At 43.5% G+C, this 23,116-nt stretch carries 21 protein-coding genes; 18 read left to right on the forward strand and 3 right to left on the reverse strand.

Going from position 1 to position 23,116, the window contains the following annotated elements; all coding sequences use genetic code 11:
- Positions 1–36: 36 nt before the first annotated feature.
- Positions 37–1,230 carry an L-lactate MFS transporter gene (locus tag D8793_RS04910; RefSeq protein ID WP_125370995.1) on the reverse strand — a complete coding sequence of 398 codons (1,194 nt, stop codon included), beginning with the start codon at positions 1,228–1,230 and terminating at the stop codon, positions 37–39.
- A 341-nt stretch (positions 1,231–1,571) separates the two neighbouring features.
- Between D8793_RS04910 and D8793_RS04915 the strand changes: the two genes are divergently transcribed.
- The 18 genes from D8793_RS04915 to D8793_RS05000 all read left to right on the forward strand — a co-directional run bounded on the left by D8793_RS04915 (position 1,572) and on the right by D8793_RS05000 (position 19,790).
- Positions 1,572–2,024: a Fur family transcriptional regulator gene (locus tag D8793_RS04915; protein WP_125370996.1), complete on the forward strand. Its 453-nt coding sequence runs from the start codon at positions 1,572–1,574 to the stop codon at positions 2,022–2,024.
- 151 nt (positions 2,025–2,175) lie between these two features.
- The gene (locus tag D8793_RS04920) at positions 2,176–2,868 is read left to right on the forward strand and encodes a phosphoglycerate mutase (RefSeq protein ID WP_125370997.1); all 693 of its coding nucleotides are present in this window, start codon (positions 2,176–2,178) and stop codon (positions 2,866–2,868) included.
- A gap of 129 nt (positions 2,869–2,997) precedes the next feature.
- On the forward strand, positions 2,998–5,055 hold the full coding sequence (gene pbp2b / locus D8793_RS04925; RefSeq protein ID WP_125370998.1) for a penicillin-binding protein PBP2B: 2,058 nt from the start codon (positions 2,998–3,000) through the stop codon (positions 5,053–5,055).
- Between the two features lie 53 nt (positions 5,056–5,108).
- Entirely contained in the window at positions 5,109–5,705 is a 597-nt protein-coding gene (gene recR, locus D8793_RS04930) for a recombination mediator RecR (protein WP_045496451.1), read from the forward strand.
- Positions 5,706–5,853: 148 nt separating this feature from the next.
- Complete coding sequence (locus D8793_RS04935; RefSeq protein ID WP_125370999.1) at positions 5,854–6,900, forward strand: D-alanine--D-alanine ligase; 1,047 nt, start codon at positions 5,854–5,856, stop codon at positions 6,898–6,900.
- Between the two features lie 104 nt (positions 6,901–7,004).
- Positions 7,005–8,378 (forward strand): UDP-N-acetylmuramoyl-tripeptide--D-alanyl-D-alanine ligase, encoded by a 1,374-nt coding sequence (locus tag D8793_RS04940; RefSeq protein ID WP_125371000.1) that lies wholly within the window; start codon positions 7,005–7,007, stop codon positions 8,376–8,378.
- The gene (locus D8793_RS04945; protein ID WP_125371001.1) at positions 8,365–8,976 is read left to right on the forward strand and encodes an NUDIX hydrolase N-terminal domain-containing protein; all 612 of its coding nucleotides are present in this window, start codon (positions 8,365–8,367) and stop codon (positions 8,974–8,976) included. The genes D8793_RS04940 and D8793_RS04945 overlap by 14 nt, the downstream gene beginning before the upstream one ends.
- Positions 8,977–9,169: 193 nt before the next feature.
- The gene (locus D8793_RS04950) at positions 9,170–9,862 is read left to right on the forward strand and encodes a YwaF family protein (RefSeq protein WP_125386874.1); all 693 of its coding nucleotides are present in this window, start codon (positions 9,170–9,172) and stop codon (positions 9,860–9,862) included.
- Positions 9,863–9,970: 108 nt separating this feature from the next.
- Positions 9,971–10,651: a YwaF family protein gene (locus D8793_RS04955; RefSeq protein ID WP_125371003.1), complete on the forward strand. Its 681-nt coding sequence runs from the start codon at positions 9,971–9,973 to the stop codon at positions 10,649–10,651.
- 295 nt (positions 10,652–10,946) lie between these two features.
- Positions 10,947–12,491 carry a peptide chain release factor 3 gene (locus tag D8793_RS04960; RefSeq protein ID WP_125371004.1) on the forward strand — a complete coding sequence of 515 codons (1,545 nt, stop codon included), beginning with the start codon at positions 10,947–10,949 and terminating at the stop codon, positions 12,489–12,491.
- A gap of 412 nt (positions 12,492–12,903) precedes the next feature.
- A complete protein-coding gene (locus D8793_RS04965; RefSeq protein ID WP_125371005.1) occupies positions 12,904–13,815 on the forward strand; it encodes a magnesium transporter CorA family protein in 912 nt (303 codons plus the stop codon).
- Between the two features lie 179 nt (positions 13,816–13,994).
- Positions 13,995–14,888, forward strand: a complete 894-nt coding sequence (locus tag D8793_RS04970) for an ABC transporter ATP-binding protein (protein WP_125371006.1) — start codon at positions 13,995–13,997, stop codon at positions 14,886–14,888.
- Entirely contained in the window at positions 14,885–16,099 is a 1,215-nt protein-coding gene (locus D8793_RS04975; RefSeq protein WP_125371007.1) for an ABC transporter permease, read from the forward strand. The genes D8793_RS04970 and D8793_RS04975 overlap by 4 nt, the downstream gene beginning before the upstream one ends.
- 129 nt (positions 16,100–16,228) lie before the next feature.
- Complete coding sequence (pyrH, locus tag D8793_RS04980) at positions 16,229–16,954, forward strand: UMP kinase (RefSeq protein ID WP_005589574.1); 726 nt, start codon at positions 16,229–16,231, stop codon at positions 16,952–16,954.
- An 18-nt stretch (positions 16,955–16,972) separates the two neighbouring features.
- Positions 16,973–17,530, forward strand: coding sequence for a ribosome recycling factor (frr, locus tag D8793_RS04985; RefSeq protein WP_005589576.1), 558 nt, complete (start codon positions 16,973–16,975; stop codon positions 17,528–17,530).
- A gap of 99 nt (positions 17,531–17,629) precedes the next feature.
- Positions 17,630–18,484 carry an RNA-binding virulence regulatory protein CvfB gene (gene cvfB, locus D8793_RS04990; protein ID WP_125371008.1) on the forward strand — a complete coding sequence of 285 codons (855 nt, stop codon included), beginning with the start codon at positions 17,630–17,632 and terminating at the stop codon, positions 18,482–18,484.
- Complete coding sequence (locus D8793_RS04995; protein WP_005589581.1) at positions 18,485–18,700, forward strand: YozE family protein; 216 nt, start codon at positions 18,485–18,487, stop codon at positions 18,698–18,700.
- Between the two features lie 91 nt (positions 18,701–18,791).
- Positions 18,792–19,790 (forward strand): PhoH family protein, encoded by a 999-nt coding sequence (locus D8793_RS05000; RefSeq protein WP_125371009.1) that lies wholly within the window; start codon positions 18,792–18,794, stop codon positions 19,788–19,790.
- Between the two features lie 62 nt (positions 19,791–19,852).
- Here D8793_RS05000 and nrdF read toward each other — a convergent pair whose 3' ends face one another.
- Together nrdF and nrdE are read right to left on the reverse strand one after the other, a co-directional pair.
- Positions 19,853–20,818 carry a class 1b ribonucleoside-diphosphate reductase subunit beta gene (nrdF, locus tag D8793_RS05005; RefSeq protein WP_125371010.1) on the reverse strand — a complete coding sequence of 322 codons (966 nt, stop codon included), beginning with the start codon at positions 20,816–20,818 and terminating at the stop codon, positions 19,853–19,855.
- A 133-nt stretch (positions 20,819–20,951) separates the two neighbouring features.
- On the reverse strand, positions 20,952–23,111 hold the full coding sequence (gene nrdE / locus D8793_RS05010) for a class 1b ribonucleoside-diphosphate reductase subunit alpha (RefSeq protein ID WP_125371011.1): 2,160 nt from the start codon (positions 23,109–23,111) through the stop codon (positions 20,952–20,954).
- Between the last annotated feature and the right edge of the window lie 5 nt (positions 23,112–23,116).

Genomic DNA, 23,116 nt, shown 5'->3' on the forward strand with positions numbered 1-23,116 from the left:
GAAAAACTCTGGGTTACCCCAGAGTTAGAATTAATTTTAAGCTTTCTTTAATTTAGAAATATAGAATAATTGTAGGACGATACCAAGGAGTGCCATACCAATAACGATGTAGAAAGCCATTGAATAGTCTCCCTTGTTTGCTTGAGCAAGTCGAGCTCCTAACTGTGGTCCGGCAATAGCTGCAACACCATAGGCCGTGAACATCCAGCCGTAGTTTGTGCCGACATTGGCCACGCCCCAATTTTCGGCTGTGATACCTGGGAAAGATCCAAGGAAGCCACCGAAGGACAGGGCAACAAGCATGACGCCTAAGATTGCAAGGATGCTTCCTTCCCCTTTAAATAGGGCGGTCAGTGCCAAGCCACCAGCGACAGCGCCAAACATGGCGATTACAGTAGGGTAGCGGCCGATTTTGTCCGATACAGCTCCCCAGAAGATTCGTCCAAAAGTATTGGCGATAGAAACCAGCATAACGAATAGAGTTGCTTCTCCAACTAGTTTATATTGGTCGGAGATAGACGCTGCTGAACCGATAATCATCATACCACCAGTAGCACCTAAAATGTAGATGAGCCACAGCAACCAGAAGTTGCCTTCGCGTAGCATTTCTTTGTGAGTTTTTCCTGTCGGTGCAGAACTTCCTGATGCTGGAGTAGCCGCTGGAGCTTTTTCCATGACAAGAGAAGAGCAGCAGATAACGACAAGTAGGGCAATTCCCAGAACTTTAAATGTAGAATAAACGCCCATTGAAGCGATGAGAGTTTTGGCAAGTGGTCCGATGATTAGTGGTCCAAGACCAAAGCCAGCTGCGGTTAAACCACCCGCGAGACCTTTTTTATCAGGGAACCATTTGGTAGCGACAGAAGTTGAAGCGCCATAGGCTGAACCGATACCGAGACCAAGGACAATCCCGTAGGTCAAGTAGAGTACAGGAAGAGAAGTTGCAAATCCTGTAGCAAACATACCCGCACCAAAGAGAATGCCTCCTAGAAAGACAAATTTCTTAGGGCCTAATGAATCGACTTTAGGTCCGAAAATAATCATGCCGATTGGCACCATTGCAAAAGAGATACTGAAGGCTAGAGAGGTTTGAGCTTGCACCCATCCTTGGCTAGCATTGGCTTCCAGTAGCGCTTTTTGAAAAACAGACCAGGCGTATCCAGCACCTAAAGAAAGGTTGGTTAAGATAGCTGCTGCTAAAATGAACCAGCGATTTGGTGTTTTTTTCATAATGATATCCTCATTTATATATTTTTTCTAAAAAGTGATAGAAAACCAGCCGTACCCAAATAGTTGTCCTGCATGTTTCCTGCAAGGCAGGTAAAATAGCAGAAGTTTGGTTACAGAATTTCTTACGATAAAACCGATATATCAAAATTAAGCGCTTACATATTTGTTAACATCTCTATCATATCGTGCTTTGAGGCAAAAATCTACTTAATTAAAATGAATAGGTCTATTAGGCAGATTAATATTTTTCCTTATTTACAATCATTCTTAATAGAAAATCTATGTTTGTCATGATATAATGGAAATAAGCTAGAAATGAATGTGGATGGAGTATAGAGAAGATGCATGAAGAGTATGAAAAGAATTACCATGAAGTAATTGAACATCTGAGGCTGAAAGGTGTTCGAATCACAGAGACGAGAAAGGCTGTGATTGCTTTTATCATCAGCAGTCATGACCACCCTAGTGCAGAGATGATTTACCAAGCCCTCTTGCCTGAATTTCCCAATATGAGCTTGGCGACTGTTTATAACAACCTAAAAGTGTTGATTGATGAAGGCTTTGTCTCTGAGCTCAAAGTCCGAAATGATACGACGACCTATTATGATTTTATGGGGCATCAACACCTCAATGTCATTTGTGAAAAATATGGTCGAATTGCAGATATGGACTTGGATTTGCCAGACGTTCAGCAGGAAGCAGCAGAGCAGACCGGTTATCAAATCACCAAGAGTCAGATGGTCGTTTATGGCATTTGTCCAGAGTGCGCCCAGCAAAAACAAGCAGCTAGCTAGAAGTCTTGAGTGAGAATTAATTTTTTCAAAAGTCTGAGCAAGTGGAAAATTTCACAAATATCTCACTGAGACTAGATTTTTGAGAGAAAATTTTGTAAAATAGAATAGATAAACGGGGCGAACCCCGGAAAATAAAAGGAGAATCCATCTAATGGTAAAATTGGTTTTTGCTCGCCATGGTGAGTCTGAATGGAACAAAGCTAACCTCTTCACTGGTTGGGCTGATGTAGATCTTTCTGAAAAAGGTACACAACAAGCAATCGACGCTGGTAAATTGATCAAAGAAGCAGGTATCGAATTTGACCAAGCTTATACTTCAGTTTTGAAACGTGCGATTAAAACAACAAACTTGGCGCTTGAAGCAGCTGATCAACTCTGGGTTCCAGTTGAAAAATCATGGCGCTTGAACGAACGTCACTACGGTGGTTTGACTGGTAAAAACAAGGCTGAAGCAGCTGAACAATTTGGTGATGAGCAAGTTCACATCTGGCGTCGTTCATACGATGTATTGCCTCCAAACATGGACCGTGATGATGAGCACTCAGCTCACACTGACCGTCGTTACGCTTCACTTGACGACTCAGTTATCCCAGATGCTGAAAACTTGAAAGTAACTTTGGAACGTGCCCTTCCATTCTGGGAAGATAAAATCGCTCCAGTACTTAAAGATGGTAAAAACGTATTCGTAGGAGCTCACGGTAACTCAATCCGTGCCCTTGTAAAACACATCAAACAATTGTCAGATGACGAAATCATGGACGTGGAAATCCCTAACTTCCCACCATTGGTATTCGAATTCGACGAAAAATTGAACGTAGTTGCTGAATACTACCTTGGAAAATAATTGATGATGAAGCTCTGCTTAGCAGGGCTTTTTCTCATTATTGGAGAAAAATTCTTTTTCGATCCTTTTAGATTTCCATGCTTCATTGCTGGGGAAATGTGGTAAAATAAAAGATAGATTTTTACGAGAATGAGAGAAGAAATGTCTAAGAGGAAATTTGATAGTCATTCTATCACAGGCAGACTCTACCTTCTATTTGGAATTGTCGGAGTCTTATTTTTAGTGCTGATCGCTCGTCTGGGCTATATGCAGGTCGTCAATCAAGAATTTTATACAGATAAATTAGCTAAAGCAAGTAAAACAAAGATTAAATCGAGTTCTGTTCGTGGGCAGATCTATGACGCTTCGGGCAAGCCCTTGGTGGAGAACACAACCAAGCAAGTGGTGACCTTTACGCGAGATAATAAACTGACAGCAGAAGAAATCCGTGAAACGGCACAAAAGTTACTGCAATATGTGTCAGTGTCGGATCTAAAGGTGACCGAGCGCCAAGAAGTTGACTATTATCTGGCGGATAATAAAGTTTACCGAGAAGTGGTTGAAAAATTACCCAAGGAAGAAAAATTTGATACAGATGGCAATCGTTTGCCTGAAGCCAAGATCTATAAGGCAGCAGCGGAGAGTATTGCTCCAAGCCAGCTAGGCTATACGGATGAGGAAAAGAAGATCATTGCTCTATTTAGCCAGATGAATGCCGTTCCAAACTTTTCAACAGGGACGATTCAGACGGATGATTTGACGACGGAGCAGGTCGCTACGATTGCGTCCATCGGCAAAGAGCTTCCGGGTATTAGTATTTCAACCAGCTGGAACCGGAAAGTTTTGGAAACATCGTTGGCTTCAATTGTTGGTCAAATTTCAACCGAAAAAACAGGTCTGCCAGCCGAGGAAGCAGATGACTATGTCAAGAAGGGCTATTCTCTGAATGACCGAGTGGGAATTTCTTATTTGGAAAAAGAGTATGAGTCTGTTTTACAAGGAAAACGAGCAGAAAAAGAAATTCGGCTGGACAAAAATGGCAACATGGAGAGCGTTGAGACCATTTCCGAGGGAAGCAAAGGGAACAACCTGAAGCTAACCGTAGATCTGACCTTTCAGCAGGGTGTTGAGGATATTCTTAGAAATGCCTTTAATATGGAGCTAGCCAAGGGCAACGCCACCTATTCAGAAGGTGTCTATGCCGTGGCTATGGATCCCAATACGGGGTCAATCTTGGCCCTGGCTGGTGTCAAGCACGATCTGGAAACAGGCGATATCTCAGCGGATGCGCTGGGTACCATTACAAATGTTTTCGTTCCAGGTTCTGTCGTCAAGGCGGCTACCTTAACCGCTGGTTGGCAGTACGGAGCTATTTCTGGGAATCAATCCTTGGTCGATCAGCCGATTCTTTTTGCGGGTTCTACTCCCATCAATTCTTGGTTTACGGCCTATGGTTCACGTTCTATTACGGCGGTGGAGGCTCTGGAATACTCGTCTAATACCTATATGGTTCAGGTGGCCCTAAATATGCTGGGAACTCCGTATAGCCCAAATATGGCCTTAGGAACCAACAACGTTGATGCTTCAATGAAAAAGCTCCGTTCGACTTTTGCAGAATATGGTCTAGGGGCTGAGACAGGGATTGATTTACCGACAGAATCAACAGGCTACATTTCCCAAAACTTCACAGTTAGCAATTATATTACGGATGCTTTTGGTCAGTTTGATAACTACACCCCACTTCAGTTGGCTCAATATGCGTCGACGGTAGCCAATAACGGCAAACGGGTAGCTCCGCATCTGGTTGAAGGCATTTACGCCAACAACGACCAAGGTGGACTGGGAGACTTGATTGAGAAGAAGAAAACAAAAGAATTAAATCAGGTCAATATTTCTGAGGAAAATATGGCTCTGATAAAACAAGGTTTCTATCAGGTGGTCAATGGATGGAGTGGCTTTACAACTGGACGGACGATTGCGCAGGGCGCTATGGTTTCAATCAGTGCCAAAACGGGGACTGCCGAAACCTTTGTCAACGGTGGTACATCTGCTATCAACACCAATGTTGTATCCTATGCACCAAGCGATAATCCTAAAATAGCTGTAGCCGTGGTCTTTCCGCACAATACTGACCTTTCCTCAACGGTCAGCCACAGTATTACCCGTGATATTATCAACCTTTATAATCAACAGCACCCTATGAATTAGAAAGGAAAAGCAGTAAAATTTGCTGATTATTTTATTGCTCAACGATTACCATTATGCTTTATCCAACCCCTATCGCTAAATTGATTGATAGCTTTTCCAAACTGCCGGGTATCGGCATCAAGACAGCTACTCGTCTGGCCTTTTATACCATCGGGATGAGTGACGATGATGTCAATGAGTTCGCCAAAAATCTATTAGCTGCTAAACGCGAGCTGACCTACTGCTCTATCTGTGGCAATCTGACGGACGATGATCCTTGTGCTATATGTACGGATCAAACGCGCGATCAGACTGTGATTCTGATCGTTGAGGATAGTCGCGATGTGTCTGCTATGGAAAATATCCAAGAATACCACGGTCTTTATCATGTTCTCCACGGCCTCATCTCCCCTATGAACGGTGTAGGACCAGATGACATCAACCTCAAGAGTCTCCTGACTCGCTTGATGGACAGCCAAGTGACGGAAGTGATTGTAGCTACCAATGCAACGGCTGACGGAGAAGCGACTTCTATGTATATTTCTCGAGTGCTTAAGCCTGCTGGTATCAAGGTGACTCGATTGGCCCGCGGACTGGCTGTCGGCGCTGATATCGAATACGCAGACGAAGTGACCCTGCTCCGAGCCATTGAAAATCGGACAGAATTGTAAGATGAAAGAAAGATTTCCTGCTGAAAAACAGCTTTGGAAGTCTTTTTTCTATTCAAAAATGCGGGGAAATATGGTATACTGAAACAGTCTAAAAAGAAGATGGGGCAACCCAAAATGAACTTATAGCTAGAAATGTTAGGATAAGATAATGGTCAAACAAACCTTGATTTTACTATATGGTGGCCGCAGCGCTGAGCGAGAAGTTTCAGTCTTGTCGGCTGAGAGTGTCATGCGAGCTATCAATTATGACAAATTTTCTGTCAAGACTTATTTCATCACAAAAGCTGGCGATTTTATCAAGACGCAGGAATTTACAGAAAAGCCGGCTGCAGATGAAAAGCTCATGACCAATGCAACGGTTGATCTTTCACAGCAAGTCAAACCGAGTGATATTTATGAGGAAAATGCAGTTGTCTTTCCTGTCCTTCATGGACCGATGGGCGAGGATGGCTCTATTCAAGGCTTTCTTGAAGTGCTGCGCCTTCCTTATGTGGGCTGCAATATCTTGTCTTCCAGTGTTGCCATGGACAAAATCACCACCAAACGTATTCTGGAATCTGCTGGAATCCCACAGGTTCCTTATGTAGCGGTGATTGAGGGTGAAAATCTTGAAGAAAAAATTGCCGAAATCGAAGAAAAATTGACGTATCCGATTTTTACCAAACCATCTAATATGGGCTCTAGTGTCGGTATTTCTAAGTCTGAGAATCAAGAGGAGCTGCGAGCGGCATTGGATTTGGCCTTCAAGTACGACAGCCGTGTCTTGGTTGAGCAGGGAGTCAATGCGCGTGAGATTGAGGTTGGTCTCTTAGGAAATTATGACGTTAAGAGCACCTTGCCGGGCGAAGTAGTCAAAGATGTGGCTTTCTACGACTATGAAGCCAAGTATATTGACAATAAGATTACCATGGATATCCCTGCAAAAATCTCAGACGAGGTTATTTCAGTCATGCGTACCAATGCTGAGACAGCCTTTCGTGCCTTGGGCGGACAGGGATTGGCTCGCTGTGATTTCTTCTACACCGAAGAGGGGGACATTTTCCTCAATGAGCTCAACACCATGCCTGGCTTTACTCAATGGTCTATGTATCCCTTGCTTTGGGAAAATATGGGACTGCCTTATTCCGAGTTGATTGAGAAATTGGTAAATCTAGCTGAAGAGGCCTTTGCTCAGAGAGAAGCGCATCTTTTATAAATATGATATAATAGAGGGACTGAGATGACAGACTGAATGTTTAGTATTTAGTTTGGCCTCACTCCCTTCTTTTTTGGGAAAAAGCGGAAAAATGAGTTAAAAACATGAAATTATATTTATATGAAATAGCAGAAGTCTTGGCTGCCAAAAATGATGTCAGTCAGTTTAAAAATGTAACTTTTAGAAATGCTGAATTTGACAGCCGTTTGATTAAGGCGGGAGATCTTTTTATCCCGCTTAAGGGCGCGCGTGATGGCCATGACTTTATCGCGACAGCCTTCGCTCAGGGAGCTGCAGCTACCTTGTCTGAGCGTCCAGTAGCAGAAGGACCCTATGTCTTGGTCGATGATGTGCTAGCAGCCTTTCAAGCTTTGGCTCAATACTATCTGGAAAAGACAGGTGTAGATGTGCTCGCTGTGACAGGCTCCAATGGGAAGACTACAACCAAGGATATGCTGGCTCAGCTATTGGCTACTAGCTACAAAACCTATAAGACCCAAGGCAACTATAATAATGAAATCGGTCTGCCCTACACGGTGCTCCACATGCCGGACGACACAGAAAAGCTAGTTTTGGAAATGGGACAGGACCACTTAGGAGATATCCATCTTCTATCTGAAATTGCCAAGCCAAAAACTGGCATTGTGACCTTGATTGGCGAAGCTCACTTAGAATTTTTCGGAAGCCGTACGGAGATTGCTAAAGGAAAGATGCAAATTGCAGATGGCATGAAGGAAGGCGGCTTGCTCTTGGCTCCAGCAGACAAGATTGTCAATGACTTTCTGCCAGATCAGCAAAAAGTAGTCCGCTTTGGTCCTGATGCAGATATTTGCTTGACCCGTCTAGAAGAGCGCAAAGACAGCTTGACCTTTGAAGCGAATTTTCTGGAGCAGGCGATTGACTTGCCTGTGACTGGCAAATACAATGCGACCAACGCCATGATTGCGTCTTACGTAGCCTTGCAGGAGGGTGTCAGTGAGTCGGCGATTCGTCAGGCTTTTGCCCAGCTGGAATTGACCCGCAATCGAACCGAGTGGAAGAAGGCGGCTAATGGGGCCGATATCCTGTCAGATGTTTACAATGCCAATCCAACAGCTATGCGCTTGATTCTTGAAACCTTCTCAGCTATTCCAGATAGTCAGGGTGGCCGCAAGGCTGCAGTCTTGGCGGATATGAAAGAGCTGGGTGCTGACTCCAAGCTCATGCACGGAGCTATGATTACCAGTCTCAATCCAGAGATTATCACCGATCTTTTCCTCTATGGAGAGGACATGGAAGCCCTCTACGTCTATGCTCGGGAAATCTACCCACCAAATCGGGTGCATTATTTTGTCAAAAATGCTGACAAAGATCAGTTTGAAGATTTGACTAAGACTGTTAAGAATTGGTTGCAATCCTCCGACCAAATCTTGCTCAAGGGTAGTAATTCGATGAAGTTGGATAAACTAGTGGAGGTCTTGGAGCATGGGGACAAGTGATACAGCTTTAATTTTGCAACGACTGTTGGCTATAACGGATACAGGCTTGTCTTTTGCTGCCAGTGACTTTGATCGAGAACGCTATGCGGATATCAGAGACAATCTGAATCAGCTGCTCAGCGAGACCAGTCATCTGGAACCGGATGAGCTATCTGACTTGCTCCGTCCGACAGATTATTATGCGACTCCTTTGGTCGATGTCCGAGCTTTTATCGTTCAGCAGGGCAAGATTTGTCTAGTACGAGGACAGCAAGAGGAGACATGGGCTCTGCCGGGTGGTTTCTGCGAAGTAGGTTTATCTCCCAAAGAAAATATAGTAAAAGAAATTCTGGAAGAAACGGGATTTCAAGCTAGCGTAGTACGCTTGCTGGCTGTCTTTGATAGCAATAAATTCCAGCCACAAAGTAAGCAGTATGTCAAACTTGTGTTTGAATGTCAGCTGAAAGAAGGAGATTTTCAGCCAAATTTAGAAATCGCTGAGCTGAGTTTCTTTGCCCCACAGGATTTGCCTCTTCTATCCGAGAAAAGGATAACAAAAGAGCAGATGCAACTTCTATGGGATATTTATCAGAATCAGCAAGAACAATATATAGACTAGATTGAAGTTGATGCTGATTGGATGCTTATATCCAATAGACTAGATAATCTAGCTCAATCTGTCCAGAGTTATAAGGGCCAGAAGCTATTACCTCTAGAAAGTTGAAAAACTTTTTGAGAAAAATTAAGGACTTTGCTAGGAAGAGCAAGCCCAGTGTCCTTAAAAAATATTTATTAGGATNAAAATTTTAAAGATGAATTTACTAGNTTTTTTTACTAGTCANAAAACAGAACCGCCTGTGATGACGCCTTTTGCTTATATTCTGCTCATGATGAGCCTAGTGTCCGTCATCTATGTTGCTAGTCGTTTTTTTGAGCGAAAGAAAGTACAGGCTTTTTTTAGAGTTGCCCAAATCGTGCAATTAGTCTCTTTGTATGGCTGGTACTTGGTTATTCAGGAGCCTTTGTCGGAGAGTCTCCCCTTGTACCATTGCCGAGTGGCGATGTTTGCTGTCTTGCTACTGCCAGATAAAGTAGCCTATAAGCAATATTTCGCCTTATTGGGAGTATTTGGACCGATTTGCGCCATTGTCTATCCGATTTTGGATCCCTATCCATTTCCGCATATCACGCTATTTTCATTTTTCATCGGTCATTTAGCCCTGTTAGGCAATTCGATTATCTACCTGATGAAGCATTATGATAGACTTAATCTGTCCTATCGTCGTATCATAGAAATCACCTTTGGCTTAGACTTCCTCATCTTGCTTGGAAATATTGCATTCGGGGGCAACTACGGTTTCTTAAAGGATCCGCCTCTGGTAGGAGATCATGGTATGCTTGGGAATTATATGATCGTGTCTGTGGTCTTAGCGACGGCCTTGCTTCTATTTTCTTACTTGTTCAAAGAAATGAAGGAAAGACAGGCAGAGCGATTGATCCAATAAAGATTGGAAGAGGAAATGATTTCTTTAGCAACTAGGAGAATTCTGCCTAGATTTTCAATCTGACTGCGAGTTTGAACATACAGATTTTAAAAGTAGAAAGGAAACAGGATGCATCATTTTTTGACTACCAACCAAACTGAACCACCCTTTGTTTCAGCTTTGGCCTACTCTTTGATGATGGCATTGCTTTTGCTGTCTATCTACGCATCGATAAAATACCATAAGAATCCTAGCTTTGTAAAAAGCATGAAAATTCTTCAATTGTGCCAACTGGCAATTCTTTATAGCTGGTATGTGGGTTTTCAGCTACCTCTGGCAAATAGTCTGCCTTTGTACCATTGCCGTTTGGCCATGTTTGCGGTGGTCTTTCTGCCAGATAAATGGCCTAGCAAGCAGTATTTCGCTCTTCTAGGAGCCAGCGGAGCAGTCTTTGCCCTTGGCTATCCAGTCTTTGATCCTTATGATTTCCCGCATATTACCAGCTTTTCTTTCCTGATTGGTCACTATGCCCTCTTGGTTAATTCCCTGATTTATCTGATGAATCACTACGATAAGACCCAACTCAAGAAATATACGATTGTCCTCTATACTTTTGTGCTTGATGCCTTTCTTGTCGGTGTCAATCAAGTGACGGGTGGAAATTACGGTCTGCTAAAAAGCCCGCCTTTTATCAGTCAGCACAATCTTTTAGTAAAATATCTAGCTGTGTCGATTATTTTGTCCGCTACCTTGCTTCTTTTTGATGAAATATTTAAGAAACGCTGGAAAAAGCAGCTAGAAATTGTTTAATATTGCATTTTATAGCTCCTGTCAAGTTTAGTTGGCAGGGGTTTTCTTAAATTTGATTTTAATCTTACTCTTTGCAATTTTCCTCTTTAGCAGTGTCATTGTCGAATTTTAAGACAAATTAGCAAAATGTAAAGAATAGAACCGCTGGCAAGAGCGATTTTTATGTTCTTCAGATAATTGAAAAAAAGCGCTAAATCCGCTATAATAGGTAGGTTGAAAGGATTAGAATATTCCAATGTAAAATATAAAAATACTGACATTCACCATTATCCTAAAATGAAAGAAAGAGAAGAAAATGACTTTACAAGAAGAAATTAAGAAACGACGCACCTTTGCCATTATTTCCCACCCAGACGCGGGGAAAACAACCATTACTGAACAGCTGCTCTACTTTGGGGGCGAAATTCGTGAGGCTGGTACAGTCAAGGGGAAAAAGACTGGTAACTTTGCCAAGTCTGACTGGATGGATATCGAGAAACAACGTGGGATTTCGGTCACTTCATCTGTTATGCAATTTGACTACGACGGCAAACGCGTCAATATCCTAGACACACCAGGGCACGAGGACTTCTCAGAAGATACCTATCGGACCTTGATGGCGGTTGATGCTGCGGTCATGGTCGTGGACTCTGCCAAGGGTATCGAGGCCCAAACCAAGAAATTGTTTGAGGTTGTGAAACACCGTGGAATCCCTGTCTTTACCTTTATGAACAAGCTGGACCGTGATGGACGTGAGCCACTAGACCTCTTGCAAGAATTGGAAGAAGTCTTGGGTATCGCCAGCTACCCTATGAACTGGCCAATCGGGATGGGGAAAGCCTTTGAGGGTCTCTATGACCTCTATAACCAACGCTTGGAGCTCTATAAAGGGGACGAGCGTTTTGCTAGTCTGGAAGATGGAGACAAACTTTTTGGCAGCAATCCATTTTATGAACAAGTTAAGGATGATATTGAACTTCTAAATGAAGCTGGAAATGAGTTTTCAGAGGAAGCTATTCTTGCTGGAGAACTGACTCCGGTCTTCTTCGGTTCAGCCTTGACTAACTTTGGGGTGCAAACCTTCCTTGAGACTTTCCTCAAATTTGCCCCAGAACCACATGGCCACAAGAAAACAGATGGCGAAATTGTGGATCCTTATGACAAGGATTTCTCAGGATTCGTCTTTAAAATCCAAGCCAACATGGACCCTCGTCACCGTGACCGTATTGCCTTTGTCCGTATCGTATCAGGTGAATTCGAGCGTGGAATGAGTGTCAATCTGCCTCGTACTGGTAAGGGTGCCAAACTATCTAATGTGACTCAGTTTATGGCGGAAAGTCGTGAGAATGTGACCAATGCCGTGGCAGGTGATATTATTGGGGTTTATGATACAGGTACTTATCAGGTTGGAGACACTTTGACGGTTGGAAAAAACAAGTTTGAGTTTGAACCACTGCCAACCTTTACACCTGAGATTTTCATGAAAGTTTCTGCTAAGAACGTCATGAAACAAAAATCCTTCCACAAGGGAATCGAGCAGTTGGTGCAAGAAGGAGCTATTCAGCTTTATACTAACTACCAAACTGGCGAGTACATGCTAGGGGCTGTGGGACAACTCCAGTTTGAAGTCTTTAAGCATCGTATGGAAAATGAATACAATGCGGAAGTGGTCATGAATCCTATGGGGAAAAAGACAGTTCGTTGGATCAAGCCGGAAGACCTAGACGAGCGTATGTCTTCAAGTCGAAATATCTTGGCCAAAGACCGCTTTGACCAACCAGTTTTCCTCTTTGAAAACGACTTTGCCCTCCGTTGGTTTGCGGATAAGTATCCAGATGTAGAGTTAGAAGAGAAGATGTGATTCAGTACTACCAATTGGAACTAAACTTCCTAATTGGTGGACGCTAGCCGCTATTTGGCGGACTAGCTAGCTGCCTCACTAACTACGTTTGGCAAATGAAATCGATTTGCCAAACTCCGTGTCGTAGTATAAAAGTCGGTAACCGCTATGGCGGCTTACCTAAACGCATCACTAGGAAAGTAAGCGTAGTGCCTAACTGCCTTACAACTTATCGGTGAACAATAATCGTTTCCGCATCTTCGTGTCGTAGCTAGTGACTTGATTTAGCTAACTTCTTTACAAGCTATATTTAAAAGATGATATTGACTTGCTAGCTTTCTTGTCAGGACCTAGGAGCTTTGCCTATGAGGCTAAGAGTGGACATTAGGTATGAGCTATCAGACAATCATTCTAGATCCCAGAAAGGAGTTCTATGTTTCTGGAAAGAAAACTAAAAGACCAATCTGTCTGGATCAACATTGACTCAGATGATGTTAAAAAGAATGGACAGATTTATCAGGATTATAATATCGACCTTGAAACTATCGAATATGCGCTGGATAAGAACGAGCGGGCTCACATGGGCTACAATCGTGAGAATGGGACGGTTCTTTTTATCTATAATGTCCTGAATTTAGCGACAGAGAAGGACTACTATGAGACTATTCCGATGACTTTCGTGGTACAGCAGGATCGTCTCATCACCATCAGCAATCAAGACAATGCCTATGTGGTTGATATCATGAAGGCTTACACGGAGCACCATGAGCCCGTGTCAGTCTATAAGTTTCTTTTTGCTAGTCTAGAGTTGATCTCCAATTCCTACTATCCGGTCATTGAGCAGATGGACAAGCGCAAGGATGAGCTTAACAGACTTTTGCGTCAAAAGACCACCAAAAAGCACCTGTTTGCCCTCTCGGACTTAGAAACCTCCATGGTCTACCTAGTAGCGGCATCCAAGCAAAATAGTATACTTTTAGAGCACATCAAGAGCCATGCTGTTTATCGTGGGTTTGATGAACTAGAGACCGAGCAATTTGAAGATGCCATGATTGAGGCACGTCAGCTGGTTTCAATGACGGATTTGATTGCTCAGGTTCTTAGCCAGCTTTCGGGCTCCTACAATAACATCCTGAACAACAATCTGAATGATAATTTGACTGTCTTGACCATCATTTCAGTTCTTCTGGCAGTCCTAGCAGTTATCACCGGCTTCTTTGGTATGAATGTTCCCCTGCCTTTGTCAGATGATAAAAATGCTTGGCTTTATATTATCATCATTAGCTTTGTTCTCTGGACTCTTCTGACCAAGCTCCTCAACTGGGTGGTCAATAAAGAGCGATGAATAAAATACATTGAATGAATGAGGTTTTCGAGCCTCATTTTTTGTGGTATTAGCTGGAGCGGGTTTCTTATTCTATTTATGAAAAATAGAGAGAAAATTTCTTGTATAGTAGGACAAAAAGATGAAAAACTGCTTTCAAAGTAGTATAATAATCTTAGTATTATAATAGGAGGTTTCATATGCTTCATGTAGAAAAACTAGAAAAAAGTTTTGGGCAAAAGCAAGTCTTGTTCGGCATTGATTTTGAAGCCCAGCCGGGGCATATCCTTGGTTTAATTGGGAAAAACGGTGCTGGGAAAACAACGATTTTTCACAGTATTTTGCGCTTCCTAGACTATAGTGGAGAGATTCATTTCGAAGGGCAGTCTATTGAGCAGGAGACCTATAGCAGGATTGGCTATCTGCCTGAGGAAAGAAGCCTGATGCCCAAGCTGACGGTTTTTGAGCAAGTGCGCTATCTGGCAAATCTAAAGGGTGTGCCGACAGCTGTTGTCAAAGAAAAACTGCCCCAGTGGATGGAAAAGCTTCAGGTCAAGGGGAAATTAACCGACAAAATCAAGAGCTTGTCTAAGGGGAACCAGCAAAAGGTTCAGCTGATTATCACGCTCCTGCATGAGCCAGACTTGATTATTTTAGATGAGCCTTTCAGCGGTCTGGATCCCGTCAATACTGAAATCCTGAAAGAAGTCATTATTGAAGAGAAAAAGCGCGGAGCGACGATTATCTTCTCGGATCATGTTATGACAAATGTGGAAGAGCTGTGCGATGATGTCTTGATGATTCGTGACGGGCAAGTGGTCCTCAATGGGGATGTGCAGGCAGTTCGCAACCAATATGGCAAGACTCGTCTTTTCGTCTCAAGTGACTTGTCTCAGGCTGAATTAGAAGCCTTGCCCCATGTCGTCAAGGTGACGCCGACCAAGCAAGGAATCTGGAAATTGATTCTAGATGATGAAACAGCTGGTCCTGAATTGTTTGATCGCTTGACTCAGGGAAGCTATGTGGTAACTTTTGACCAGCAGGCACCGACAATTGATGAAATTTTCAAATTAGAATCAGGGGTGGAAGTATGAAACAAATGTTAATCGTAATCAAAGAAACCTACCTGCGTCATGTCAAGTCTTGGAGTTTTGTCTTTATGGTCTTGTCTCCTTTTCTCTTTCTTGGGCTGAGCTTGGGGATCGGTTATCTTCAGGGAAGTTCTATGGCTTCCTCTCAAAAGGTAGCAGTACTGACCCAGCTTGATTCTGTCAGAGAAGTGTTAAGAGCTGAAGATCAGCTGAGTTTTCAGTATAAAGATGAAGCTGCAGCCAAGCAGGCTGTAAAAGATAAGAAAATCGCAGGCTATCTGACGGTTGAGGAAAAAGGCGGACAGCTCTCTGCCACCTACTATGCAGAAACCAGCATGAACGCTGCAACGAAAATGGTTTTGTCCAATTCCCTTATCCAGGTCCAGCAGGCTTTAAACCTGGCTCAGGCCAATTTATCAGCTGAGCAGAGTCAGATTCTTGCGCGGACAGTCCAGTTTGAAGAAAAAATCGATGAAAATAAAGAGGGCAAGAAGATGGTTCAGACCTTTGCTGCAATGGGGCTGGGCTTACTGCTCTATATGATTCTGATTACTTATGCTAGCGTTACTGCCCAAGATGTGGCCAGTGAAAAAGGCACTAAAATCATGGAAGTTATCTTCTCCAGTATTAAGGCGACCGATTATTTCTATGCCCGTATGATTGGGATTTTTGCAGTTATTCTTAGCCATCTGGGCATTTATGTGCTTGGTGGACTGGCGGCCTTTCTCTTTGCGGACAGCATTCCTCTTGTATCCCAAGTCTTGAAGAGCAATCCAGCCATTCAGCAGTATATCGGAGAAGCTGTTTCTTTGAATACCCTAGCTTTTGTAGCAGTTAGTATCTTTATGTATGTTGTCTTATCAGCTTTTCTTGGTTCAATGGTGGCACGAGCAGAAGATACAGGAAAAGTCCTTTCGCCCGTTATCATGCTGATTTTAGTTGGCTTTATGGGAGTTTCTTCGATAGGGGCAGCAGGAGACAATGTGATTTTGAAGGTTGGTTCTTACCTTCCTTTCATCTCAACCTTTTTCATGCCTTTCCGAGCTATCAATGGTTATGCGACCAGCTTGGAAGCTTGGATTTCTCTAGGAATTACAGCTGCTTTTGCGGTGATGATGACCGTTTTCATTGCACGAATCTACTCCAGCCTTGTCTTGCAGACAGATGATTTGGGAGCTTGGAAGACCTTCAAACGTGCTTTAAAATATAAATAAATCACAACTTCACTGGAGTCATCTGGTGGAGTTTTCTTTTTGTATTTTAATTTAATATTTTGAATAATAGGGCTAGGTAAAAAGTGGAATTTATGGTAAAATAGTACAGATAAAACAAGGAGTGGAAAAATGGTAGAACCTAAATATAAGCGTATTTTGATTAAACTATCTGGAGAAGCTTTGGCTGGCGAAAAAGGTGTAGGGATCAACATCGCCACTGTCCAAAAGATGGCTGAAGAAATCAAGGAAGTCCATGAACTGGGCATTCAAATTGCCTTGGTTATCGGTGGTGGTAATCTTTGGCGAGGCGAGCCAGCAGCAGAAGCAGGTATGGATCGCGTTCAAGCGGACTATACTGGCATGTTGGGAACAGTCATGAATGCACTTGTAATGGCAGATTCCTTGCAGCAAGTGGGCGTTGACACCCGCGTTCAGACAGCGATTGCGATGCAGCAGGTGGCTGAGCCTTATATTCGTGGACGTGCTCTTCGTCATTTGGAAAAAGGTCGGATTGTTATTTTCGGTGCTGGTATTGGTTCACCATATTTCTCAACAGATACGACAGCTGCTCTGCGGGCTGCGGAAATTGAGGCGGACGCTATCCTCATGGCTAAAAATGGTGTGGATGGGGTCTACAATGCCGATCCAAACAAGGATAAAACAGCTGTGAAGTTTGATGAATTGACCCACCGTGACGTCATCAACAAAGGTTTGCGCATCATGGACTCGACTGCTTCTACCCTTTCTATGGACAATGATATTGACCTAGTAGTCTTCAATATGAATGAACCTGGCAATATCAAACGAGTGGTCTTTGGCGAGCAAATCGGGACAACTGTCTCAAATAATTTATAAAAATCAGGAGAAAAGAAAATGGCAAATGCAATTGTAGAAAAAGCAAAAGAAAGAATGACCCATTCGCACCAAAGTTTGGCGCGTGAATTTGGTAGCATCCGTGCAGGCCGCGCTAATGCTAGCCTTTTGGATCGTATCCATGTGGAATACTATGGAGTAGAGACACCGCTTAACCAACTTTCTTCTATCACGATTCCAGAAGCGCGTGTGCTTTTGGTGACACCTTTTGATAAGTCTTCTATCAAGGATATCGAGCGTGCCATCAATGCCTCTGACTTAGGTATCACACCATCTAGCGACGGATCTGTCATTCGTTTGGTTATTCCAGCTCTGACAGAGGAAACTCGTCGTGAATTGGCTAAAGAAGTGAAAAAAGTCGGTGAAAATGCTAAGATTGCGATTCGTAACATCCGTCGCGACGCTATGGACGAAGCTAAGAAACAGGAAAAGGCTAAAGAAATCACTGAAGATGAATTGAAGGTTCTTGAAAAGGATATCCAAAAAGTCACTGATGATGCAGTGAAGCATATCGATGATATGACAGCGACTAAAGAAAAAGAACTTCTAGAAGTTTAATATTTTATCAGAATCAAAACTCAGTTGGCCTTTGCTGACTGAGTTGTTTTAACATAAAAATCCTTGCGATTAGAAGAAGCAAGGTAGAAGTAGGACTATATGAACACAAATCTTGCTAGCTTCATCGTGGGGATTATCACGGATGAAAACGATCGTTTTTACTTTGTCCAGAAGGACGGACAAACTTATGCCCTTTCTAAAGAAGAGGGACCGCATGAGCTCGGTCAGTCTGTCAAGGGCTTTGCCTACAGCGATATGAAGCAGAAACTTCGCCTGACAACTCTTGAGGTTACAGCGACCCAAGATCAGTTTGGCTGGGGAACAGTGACGGAGGTTCGCAAGGATCTGGGGGTCTTTGTCGATACGGGTCTGCCAGATAAGCAAATCGTGGTGTCACTGGATATTTTGCCAGAAATCAAGGAACTTTGGCCTAAGAAAGGCGACCGCCTCTATATTCGTCTCAGTGTGGACAAGAAAGACCGCATTTGGGGACAGCTGGCCTATCAGGAGGACTTCCAGCGCTTGGCTCGTCCTGCCTACAATAACATGCAGAACCAAAATTGGCCAGCCATTGTTTATCGGCTCAAGCTTTCTGGCACCTTCGTCTATCTGCCAGAGAATAATATGCTGGGCTTTATCCATCCGAGCGAGCGCTATGCAGAGCCACGTCTGGGGCAGGTCTTGGACGCACGGGTAATTGGCTTCCGTGAAGTAGACCGCACCCTTAACCTCTCCCTTAAGCCTCGCTCCTTTGAAATGCTGGAAAACGATGCTCAGATGATCTTGACATATCTGGAGAGCAACGGTGGCTTCATGACTTTGAATGATAAATCTTCACCAGACGATATCAAGGCCACTTTTGGTATTTCCAAAGGCCAGTTTAAAAAAGCCCTGGGCGGTCTCATGAAAGCTGGTAAAATCAAGCAGGACCCGACTGGAACGGAGTTGATTTAAATGAGAAAATCTTTTTACAGCTGGCTGATGACGGAGCGCAATCCTAAAAGTAATAAGCCCAAAGCTATTTTGGCGGATTTGGCTTTTCAGGATACGGCCTTTCCCAAGCATACGGACGATTTTGATGAGGTCAGCCGTTTTCTAGAGGAGCATGCAAATTTTTCCTTTAACTTGGGCGAGTTTGATGCGATTTGGGAAGAATATCAGGCCCATTGAGTGGATAATGGCTAGGTATAGTCATTTTCTCCTTGCTTTGATATAATAAAGGTAATTCATTCAAAAATATTAAAATAGAGAGGTTCTTTGTTTGCAGGAACATTCAGTAGAATTAAAATTGGGTCATCCAGATGATGCCTTTCATCTCTTTGGCTCTAATGAACGCCATCTGCGCCTGATGGAGCAAGAATTGCAGGTCACCATCCATGCCCGAACCGAGATTGTGCAGATTTTGGGTACGGAGGCTGCCTGCGAGGAGACTCGACAGGTCATTCAGGCTCTCTTGGTATTGGTCAATCGTGGCATGACAATTGGCACACCCGATGTTGTAACAGCCATTACCATGGTCAAAAATGACGAGATTGATAAGTTTGTAGCTCTTTACGAAGAAGAGATTATCAAGGACAGCTATGGCAAGCCGATTCGGGTCAAGACACTTGGCCAGAAAATCTATGTGGACAGCGTTAAAAATCATGATATCGTCTTTGGGATTGGACCAGCTGGAACAGGGAAGACTTTTCTGGCGGTGACCTTGGCGGTGACTGCTCTCAAGCGTGGGCAAGTCAAACGAATCATCTTGACAAGGCCAGCGGTAGAAGCTGGTGAGAGTTTGGGCTTTCTGCCTGGTGACCTTAAGGAAAAGGTGGATCCTTATCTGCGTCCAGTCTATGATGCCTTGTATCAGATTTTGGGCAAGGACCAGACGACACGCCTCATGGAGAGAGAAATCATTGAGATTGCACCCCTGGCCTATATGCGGGGGCGGACGCTGGATGATGCCTTTGTCATTCTGGATGAAGCTCAGAATACCACCATCATGCAGATGAAGATGTTTCTGACACGTCTCGGCTTCCAGTCCAAGATGATTGTCAATGGAGATATCAGCCAGATTGACCTGCCTCGTAATGTCAAATCTGGCCTCATTGACGCTCAAGAGAAATTGAAGAATATCTCCCAGATTGACTTTGTCCATTTCTCAGCCAAGGATGTGGTTCGCCATCCAGTGGTGGCGCAGATTATCCGTGCCTATGAACCGCCAGCTCCTAAGAAAGAGGATCGTGAAGTAGCTGAGGACGAAAGCGCTAGCTGATGATAATTGATAAAAAACGACTAACTTGCTCATCAAGTTAGTCGTTTTCTAGAGTCTGCAAATTATTTGGTTAAACCATAGTTGTAATCATCATCTTGCATGGCTTCAACTTCACCAAGAAGGTAACCATTTCCGACCTGAGAGAAGAAGTCGTGGTTAGATGTTCCTGTTGAGATCCCGTTCATTACGATAGGATTGACATCATCAGCTGAATCTGGGAAGAGTGGATCTTGTCCCAGGTTCATGAGGGCCTTGTTGGCATTGTAACGAAGGAAGGTTTTGACTTCCTCAGTCCAGCCCACACCGTCATAGAGGCTTTCCGTATAGCCTTCTTCGTTCTCGTAGAGGGTGTAGAGCAGGTCGTACATCCATTCTTTGAGTTTCTCTTGCTCTTCTTCAGGCAATTCATTGAAACCAAGTTGGAATTTATAGCCGATGTAGGTTCCGTGAACAGATTCATCACGGATGATCAGTTTGATGATTTCCGCAACGTTAGCTAGTTTGTTGTTACCGAGATAGTAGAGGGGTGTAAAAAAACCTGAGTAGAAGAGGAAGGTTTCAAGGAAAACGCTGGCAACTTTCTTTTCTAGTGGGCTACCATTGAGATAGATTTCATTGATAATTTCTGCTTTTCTTTGTAGGTATGGGTTTGTGTTGGTCCATTCAAAGATTTCTTCGATTTCAGCCTTGGTATTCAAGGTCGAAAAGATAGAAGAGTAAGATTTTGCGTGGACGGATTCCATGAATTGGATATTGTTGAAGACGGCTTCTTCGTGGGCAGTACGGACGTCCTTGCGTAGGGCATCTACACCAGATTCAGACTGGAGAGTATCCAGCAGGGTCAATCCTCCGAAGACTTTGCCGACCAAGTCTTTTTCCTTGTTGGACAATTTTCTCCAGTCATCCAGGTCATTAGACAAGGGAATCCGTGTATCGAGCCAGAATTGCTCCGTCAGCTTTTCCCAAGTTGATTTGTCGATGACATCTTCGATAGCATTCCAGTTTATGGCTTTATAGTATGTTTCCATGATAATCTCGCTTTAAACTTCTAATACTTGCTTATGTCGCCAATGAAATAATTTCCTTGGCGACATTGCGATAAGTGTTTTTTATACTTTATTTTGTTGAATTTAAATGGTGTAATTTGTAAATTGTTACTTACTAGATCACACAGCTTTCACATTGGTTAGCGCCTACTTCGCCGCCATCATCAGTGAAGGTGCGGACGTAGTAGATGGACTTGATGCCCTTGTTGAAGGCGTAGTTACGCAGGATAGAAAGGTCGCGGGTTGTTTGCTTGCTTTCTTTTTTCCACTCGTAGAGGCCTTTAGGAATATCGCTGCGCATAAAGAGAGTCAGTGAAAGTCCTTGGTCCACGTGCTCAGTTGCAGCTGCGTAGACATCGATAACCTTGCGCATATCCATGTCGTAGGCAGAAGTATAGTAAGGGATAGTCTCCGTTGACAAACCTGCCGCAGGGTAGTAAATCTTACCGATTTTCTTTTCCTGACGTTCCTCGATCCGCTGGGTAATTGGGTGAATTGAAGCAGAAACATCGTTGATGTAGCTGATAGAACCATTTGGTGCAACAGCTAGGCGGTTTTGGTGGTAGAGACCGTCCGCTTTTACCTTGTCACGAAGTTCAGCCCAGTCAGCAGCGGTTGGGATAAAGATATCTTTGAAAAGTTCCTTCACACGGTCAGACTTAGGTACAAATTCACCCGTCAGGTACTTGTCAAAGTAAGTTCCGTTAGCATAGTCAGATTTTTCAAAATTATGGAAGGTCACACCGCGCTCGCGAGCGATGTTGTTAGACTCAACCAAGGTCCAGTAGTTCATGAGCATAAAGTAGATGCTGGTGAACTCGACAGCTTCCGCTGATCCATAATCAATCAACTGCTGAGCCAAGTAGCTGTGCAGTCCCATAGCTCCCAGACCAAAGGTATGCGCCAGACTGTTACCATTGTCAATAGAAGGCACAGCTGTGATGTGTGAGCTGTCAGTGACAAAGGTCAAGGCGCGTGTCATGGTTCGGATGGATTTTCCGAAGTCAGGCGAAGTCATCATGTTGACAACATTGGTAGAGCCTAAGTTACATGACACATCTGTTCCCAAGTGGAGATACTCTTGCGCATCATTCAAGAGGCTAGGCTCTTGAACTTGCAGGATTTCTGAGCAAAGGTTACTCATGATGATTTTGCCGTCGATTGGATTGGCACGGTTAGCTGTATCGATATTCACGACATAAGGATAGCCAGACTCTTGTTGCAGTTTAGAAATTTCTGTTTCCAAATCACGGGCCTTGATCTTAGTCTTGGTGATCTTAGGATTGGCAACTAGCTCATCGTATTTCTCTGTGATATCGATATAGGCAAATGGTACACCGTATTCACGTTCGATTGAGTAAGGGCTGAAGAGATACATATCTTCATTCTTACGCGCCAATTCATAGAACTTATCTGGAATGACAACACCGAGTGAGAGGGTTTTAACCCGAACTTTTTCGTCAGCATTTTCTTTTTTGGTAGAAAGGAAGGCGATGATATCTGGGTGGAAGACATTGAGGTAAACAACCCCAGCTCCCTGACGTTGGCCCAGCTGGTTAGAGTATGAGAAGCTATCTTCAAACAGTTTCATAACAGGCACAACGCCAGATGCAGCTCCTTCATAACCCTTGATAGGCGCTCCAGCTTCTCGTAGATTGCTAAGGGAAATACCGACCCCGCCACCGATACGAGAGAGTTGCAGGGCTGAGTTGATGGAGCGACCGATGGAGTTCATGTCATCTGTTACTTGGATGAGGAAACAAGACACCAATTCACCACGACGAGCACGACCAGCATTGAGGAAGCTTGGTGTAGCTGGTTGGTAGCGCTGGTGGATGATTTCATTTGCGATATCTTTGGCAATGGCTTCATCTCCGTTGGCAAAGTAGAGGGCATTAAAGAGCACCCGATCTTCCATACTTTCCAGATAGTATTCACCATCATTTGTCTTCAGTGCATACTGGTTGTAAAACTTATAAGCTGCCATGAAAGATTTGAACTTGAAATCTTGAGCATGGATAAAAGCTGCTAATTCTTCAATATATTCAGGAGAATAGAGTTGGATAAATTCTTTTTCCAAGTAGTTCTCTTCGATTAAGTATTGAATTTTTTCAGTAATAGAAGCAAACTTCATCGTGTTTGGTTCAACATTTTCTTTAAAGAAGGCTTCCAAAGCTTCCTTGTCTTTGTGAAGCATGATTTGCCCATTGACTGGACGGTTGATTTCGTTATTTAGACGGAAGTAAGTCACATCTTCTAAGTGTTTGAGTCCCATAATTT

Origin of the sequence: Streptococcus cristatus (assembly GCF_003943465.1) — a bacterium.
Taxonomy (GTDB): Bacteria; Bacillota; Bacilli; order Lactobacillales; family Streptococcaceae; genus Streptococcus; species Streptococcus cristatus_C.

What these genes read in the sequence shown, in the direction of transcription:
- pbp2b (WP_125370998.1), top strand. Translation starts at nt 2,998, where the DNA reads ATGAGAGAAGAAATGTCTAAGAGGAAATTTGATAGTCATTCTATCACA.
- D8793_RS04960 (WP_125371004.1), top strand. Translation starts at nt 10,947, where the DNA reads ATGACTTTACAAGAAGAAATTAAGAAACGACGCACCTTTGCCATTATT.
- D8793_RS04915 (WP_125370996.1), top strand. Translation starts at nt 1,572, where the DNA reads ATGCATGAAGAGTATGAAAAGAATTACCATGAAGTAATTGAACATCTG.
- D8793_RS04995 (WP_005589581.1), top strand. Translation starts at nt 18,485, where the DNA reads ATGAGAAAATCTTTTTACAGCTGGCTGATGACGGAGCGCAATCCTAAA.
- D8793_RS04970 (WP_125371006.1), top strand. Translation starts at nt 13,995, where the DNA reads ATGCTTCATGTAGAAAAACTAGAAAAAAGTTTTGGGCAAAAGCAAGTC.
- D8793_RS04940 (WP_125371000.1), top strand. Translation starts at nt 7,005, where the DNA reads ATGAAATTATATTTATATGAAATAGCAGAAGTCTTGGCTGCCAAAAAT.
- nrdF (WP_125371010.1), bottom strand. Translation starts at nt 20,818, where the DNA reads ATGGAAACATACTATAAAGCCATAAACTGGAATGCTATCGAAGATGTC.
- frr (WP_005589576.1), top strand. Translation starts at nt 16,973, where the DNA reads ATGGCAAATGCAATTGTAGAAAAAGCAAAAGAAAGAATGACCCATTCG.
- nrdE (WP_125371011.1), bottom strand. Translation starts at nt 23,111, where the DNA reads ATGGGACTCAAACACTTAGAAGATGTGACTTACTTCCGTCTAAATAAC.
- cvfB (WP_125371008.1), top strand. Translation starts at nt 17,630, where the DNA reads ATGAACACAAATCTTGCTAGCTTCATCGTGGGGATTATCACGGATGAA.
- D8793_RS04975 (WP_125371007.1), top strand. Translation starts at nt 14,885, where the DNA reads ATGAAACAAATGTTAATCGTAATCAAAGAAACCTACCTGCGTCATGTC.
- D8793_RS04955 (WP_125371003.1), top strand. Translation starts at nt 9,971, where the DNA reads ATGCATCATTTTTTGACTACCAACCAAACTGAACCACCCTTTGTTTCA.
- D8793_RS04935 (WP_125370999.1), top strand. Translation starts at nt 5,854, where the DNA reads ATGGTCAAACAAACCTTGATTTTACTATATGGTGGCCGCAGCGCTGAG.
- D8793_RS04920 (WP_125370997.1), top strand. Translation starts at nt 2,176, where the DNA reads ATGGTAAAATTGGTTTTTGCTCGCCATGGTGAGTCTGAATGGAACAAA.
- D8793_RS04945 (WP_125371001.1), top strand. Translation starts at nt 8,365, where the DNA reads ATGGGGACAAGTGATACAGCTTTAATTTTGCAACGACTGTTGGCTATA.
- recR (WP_045496451.1), top strand. Translation starts at nt 5,109, where the DNA reads ATGCTTTATCCAACCCCTATCGCTAAATTGATTGATAGCTTTTCCAAA.
- pyrH (WP_005589574.1), top strand. Translation starts at nt 16,229, where the DNA reads ATGGTAGAACCTAAATATAAGCGTATTTTGATTAAACTATCTGGAGAA.
- D8793_RS04910 (WP_125370995.1), bottom strand. Translation starts at nt 1,230, where the DNA reads ATGAAAAAAACACCAAATCGCTGGTTCATTTTAGCAGCAGCTATCTTA.
- D8793_RS04965 (WP_125371005.1), top strand. Translation starts at nt 12,904, where the DNA reads ATGTTTCTGGAAAGAAAACTAAAAGACCAATCTGTCTGGATCAACATT.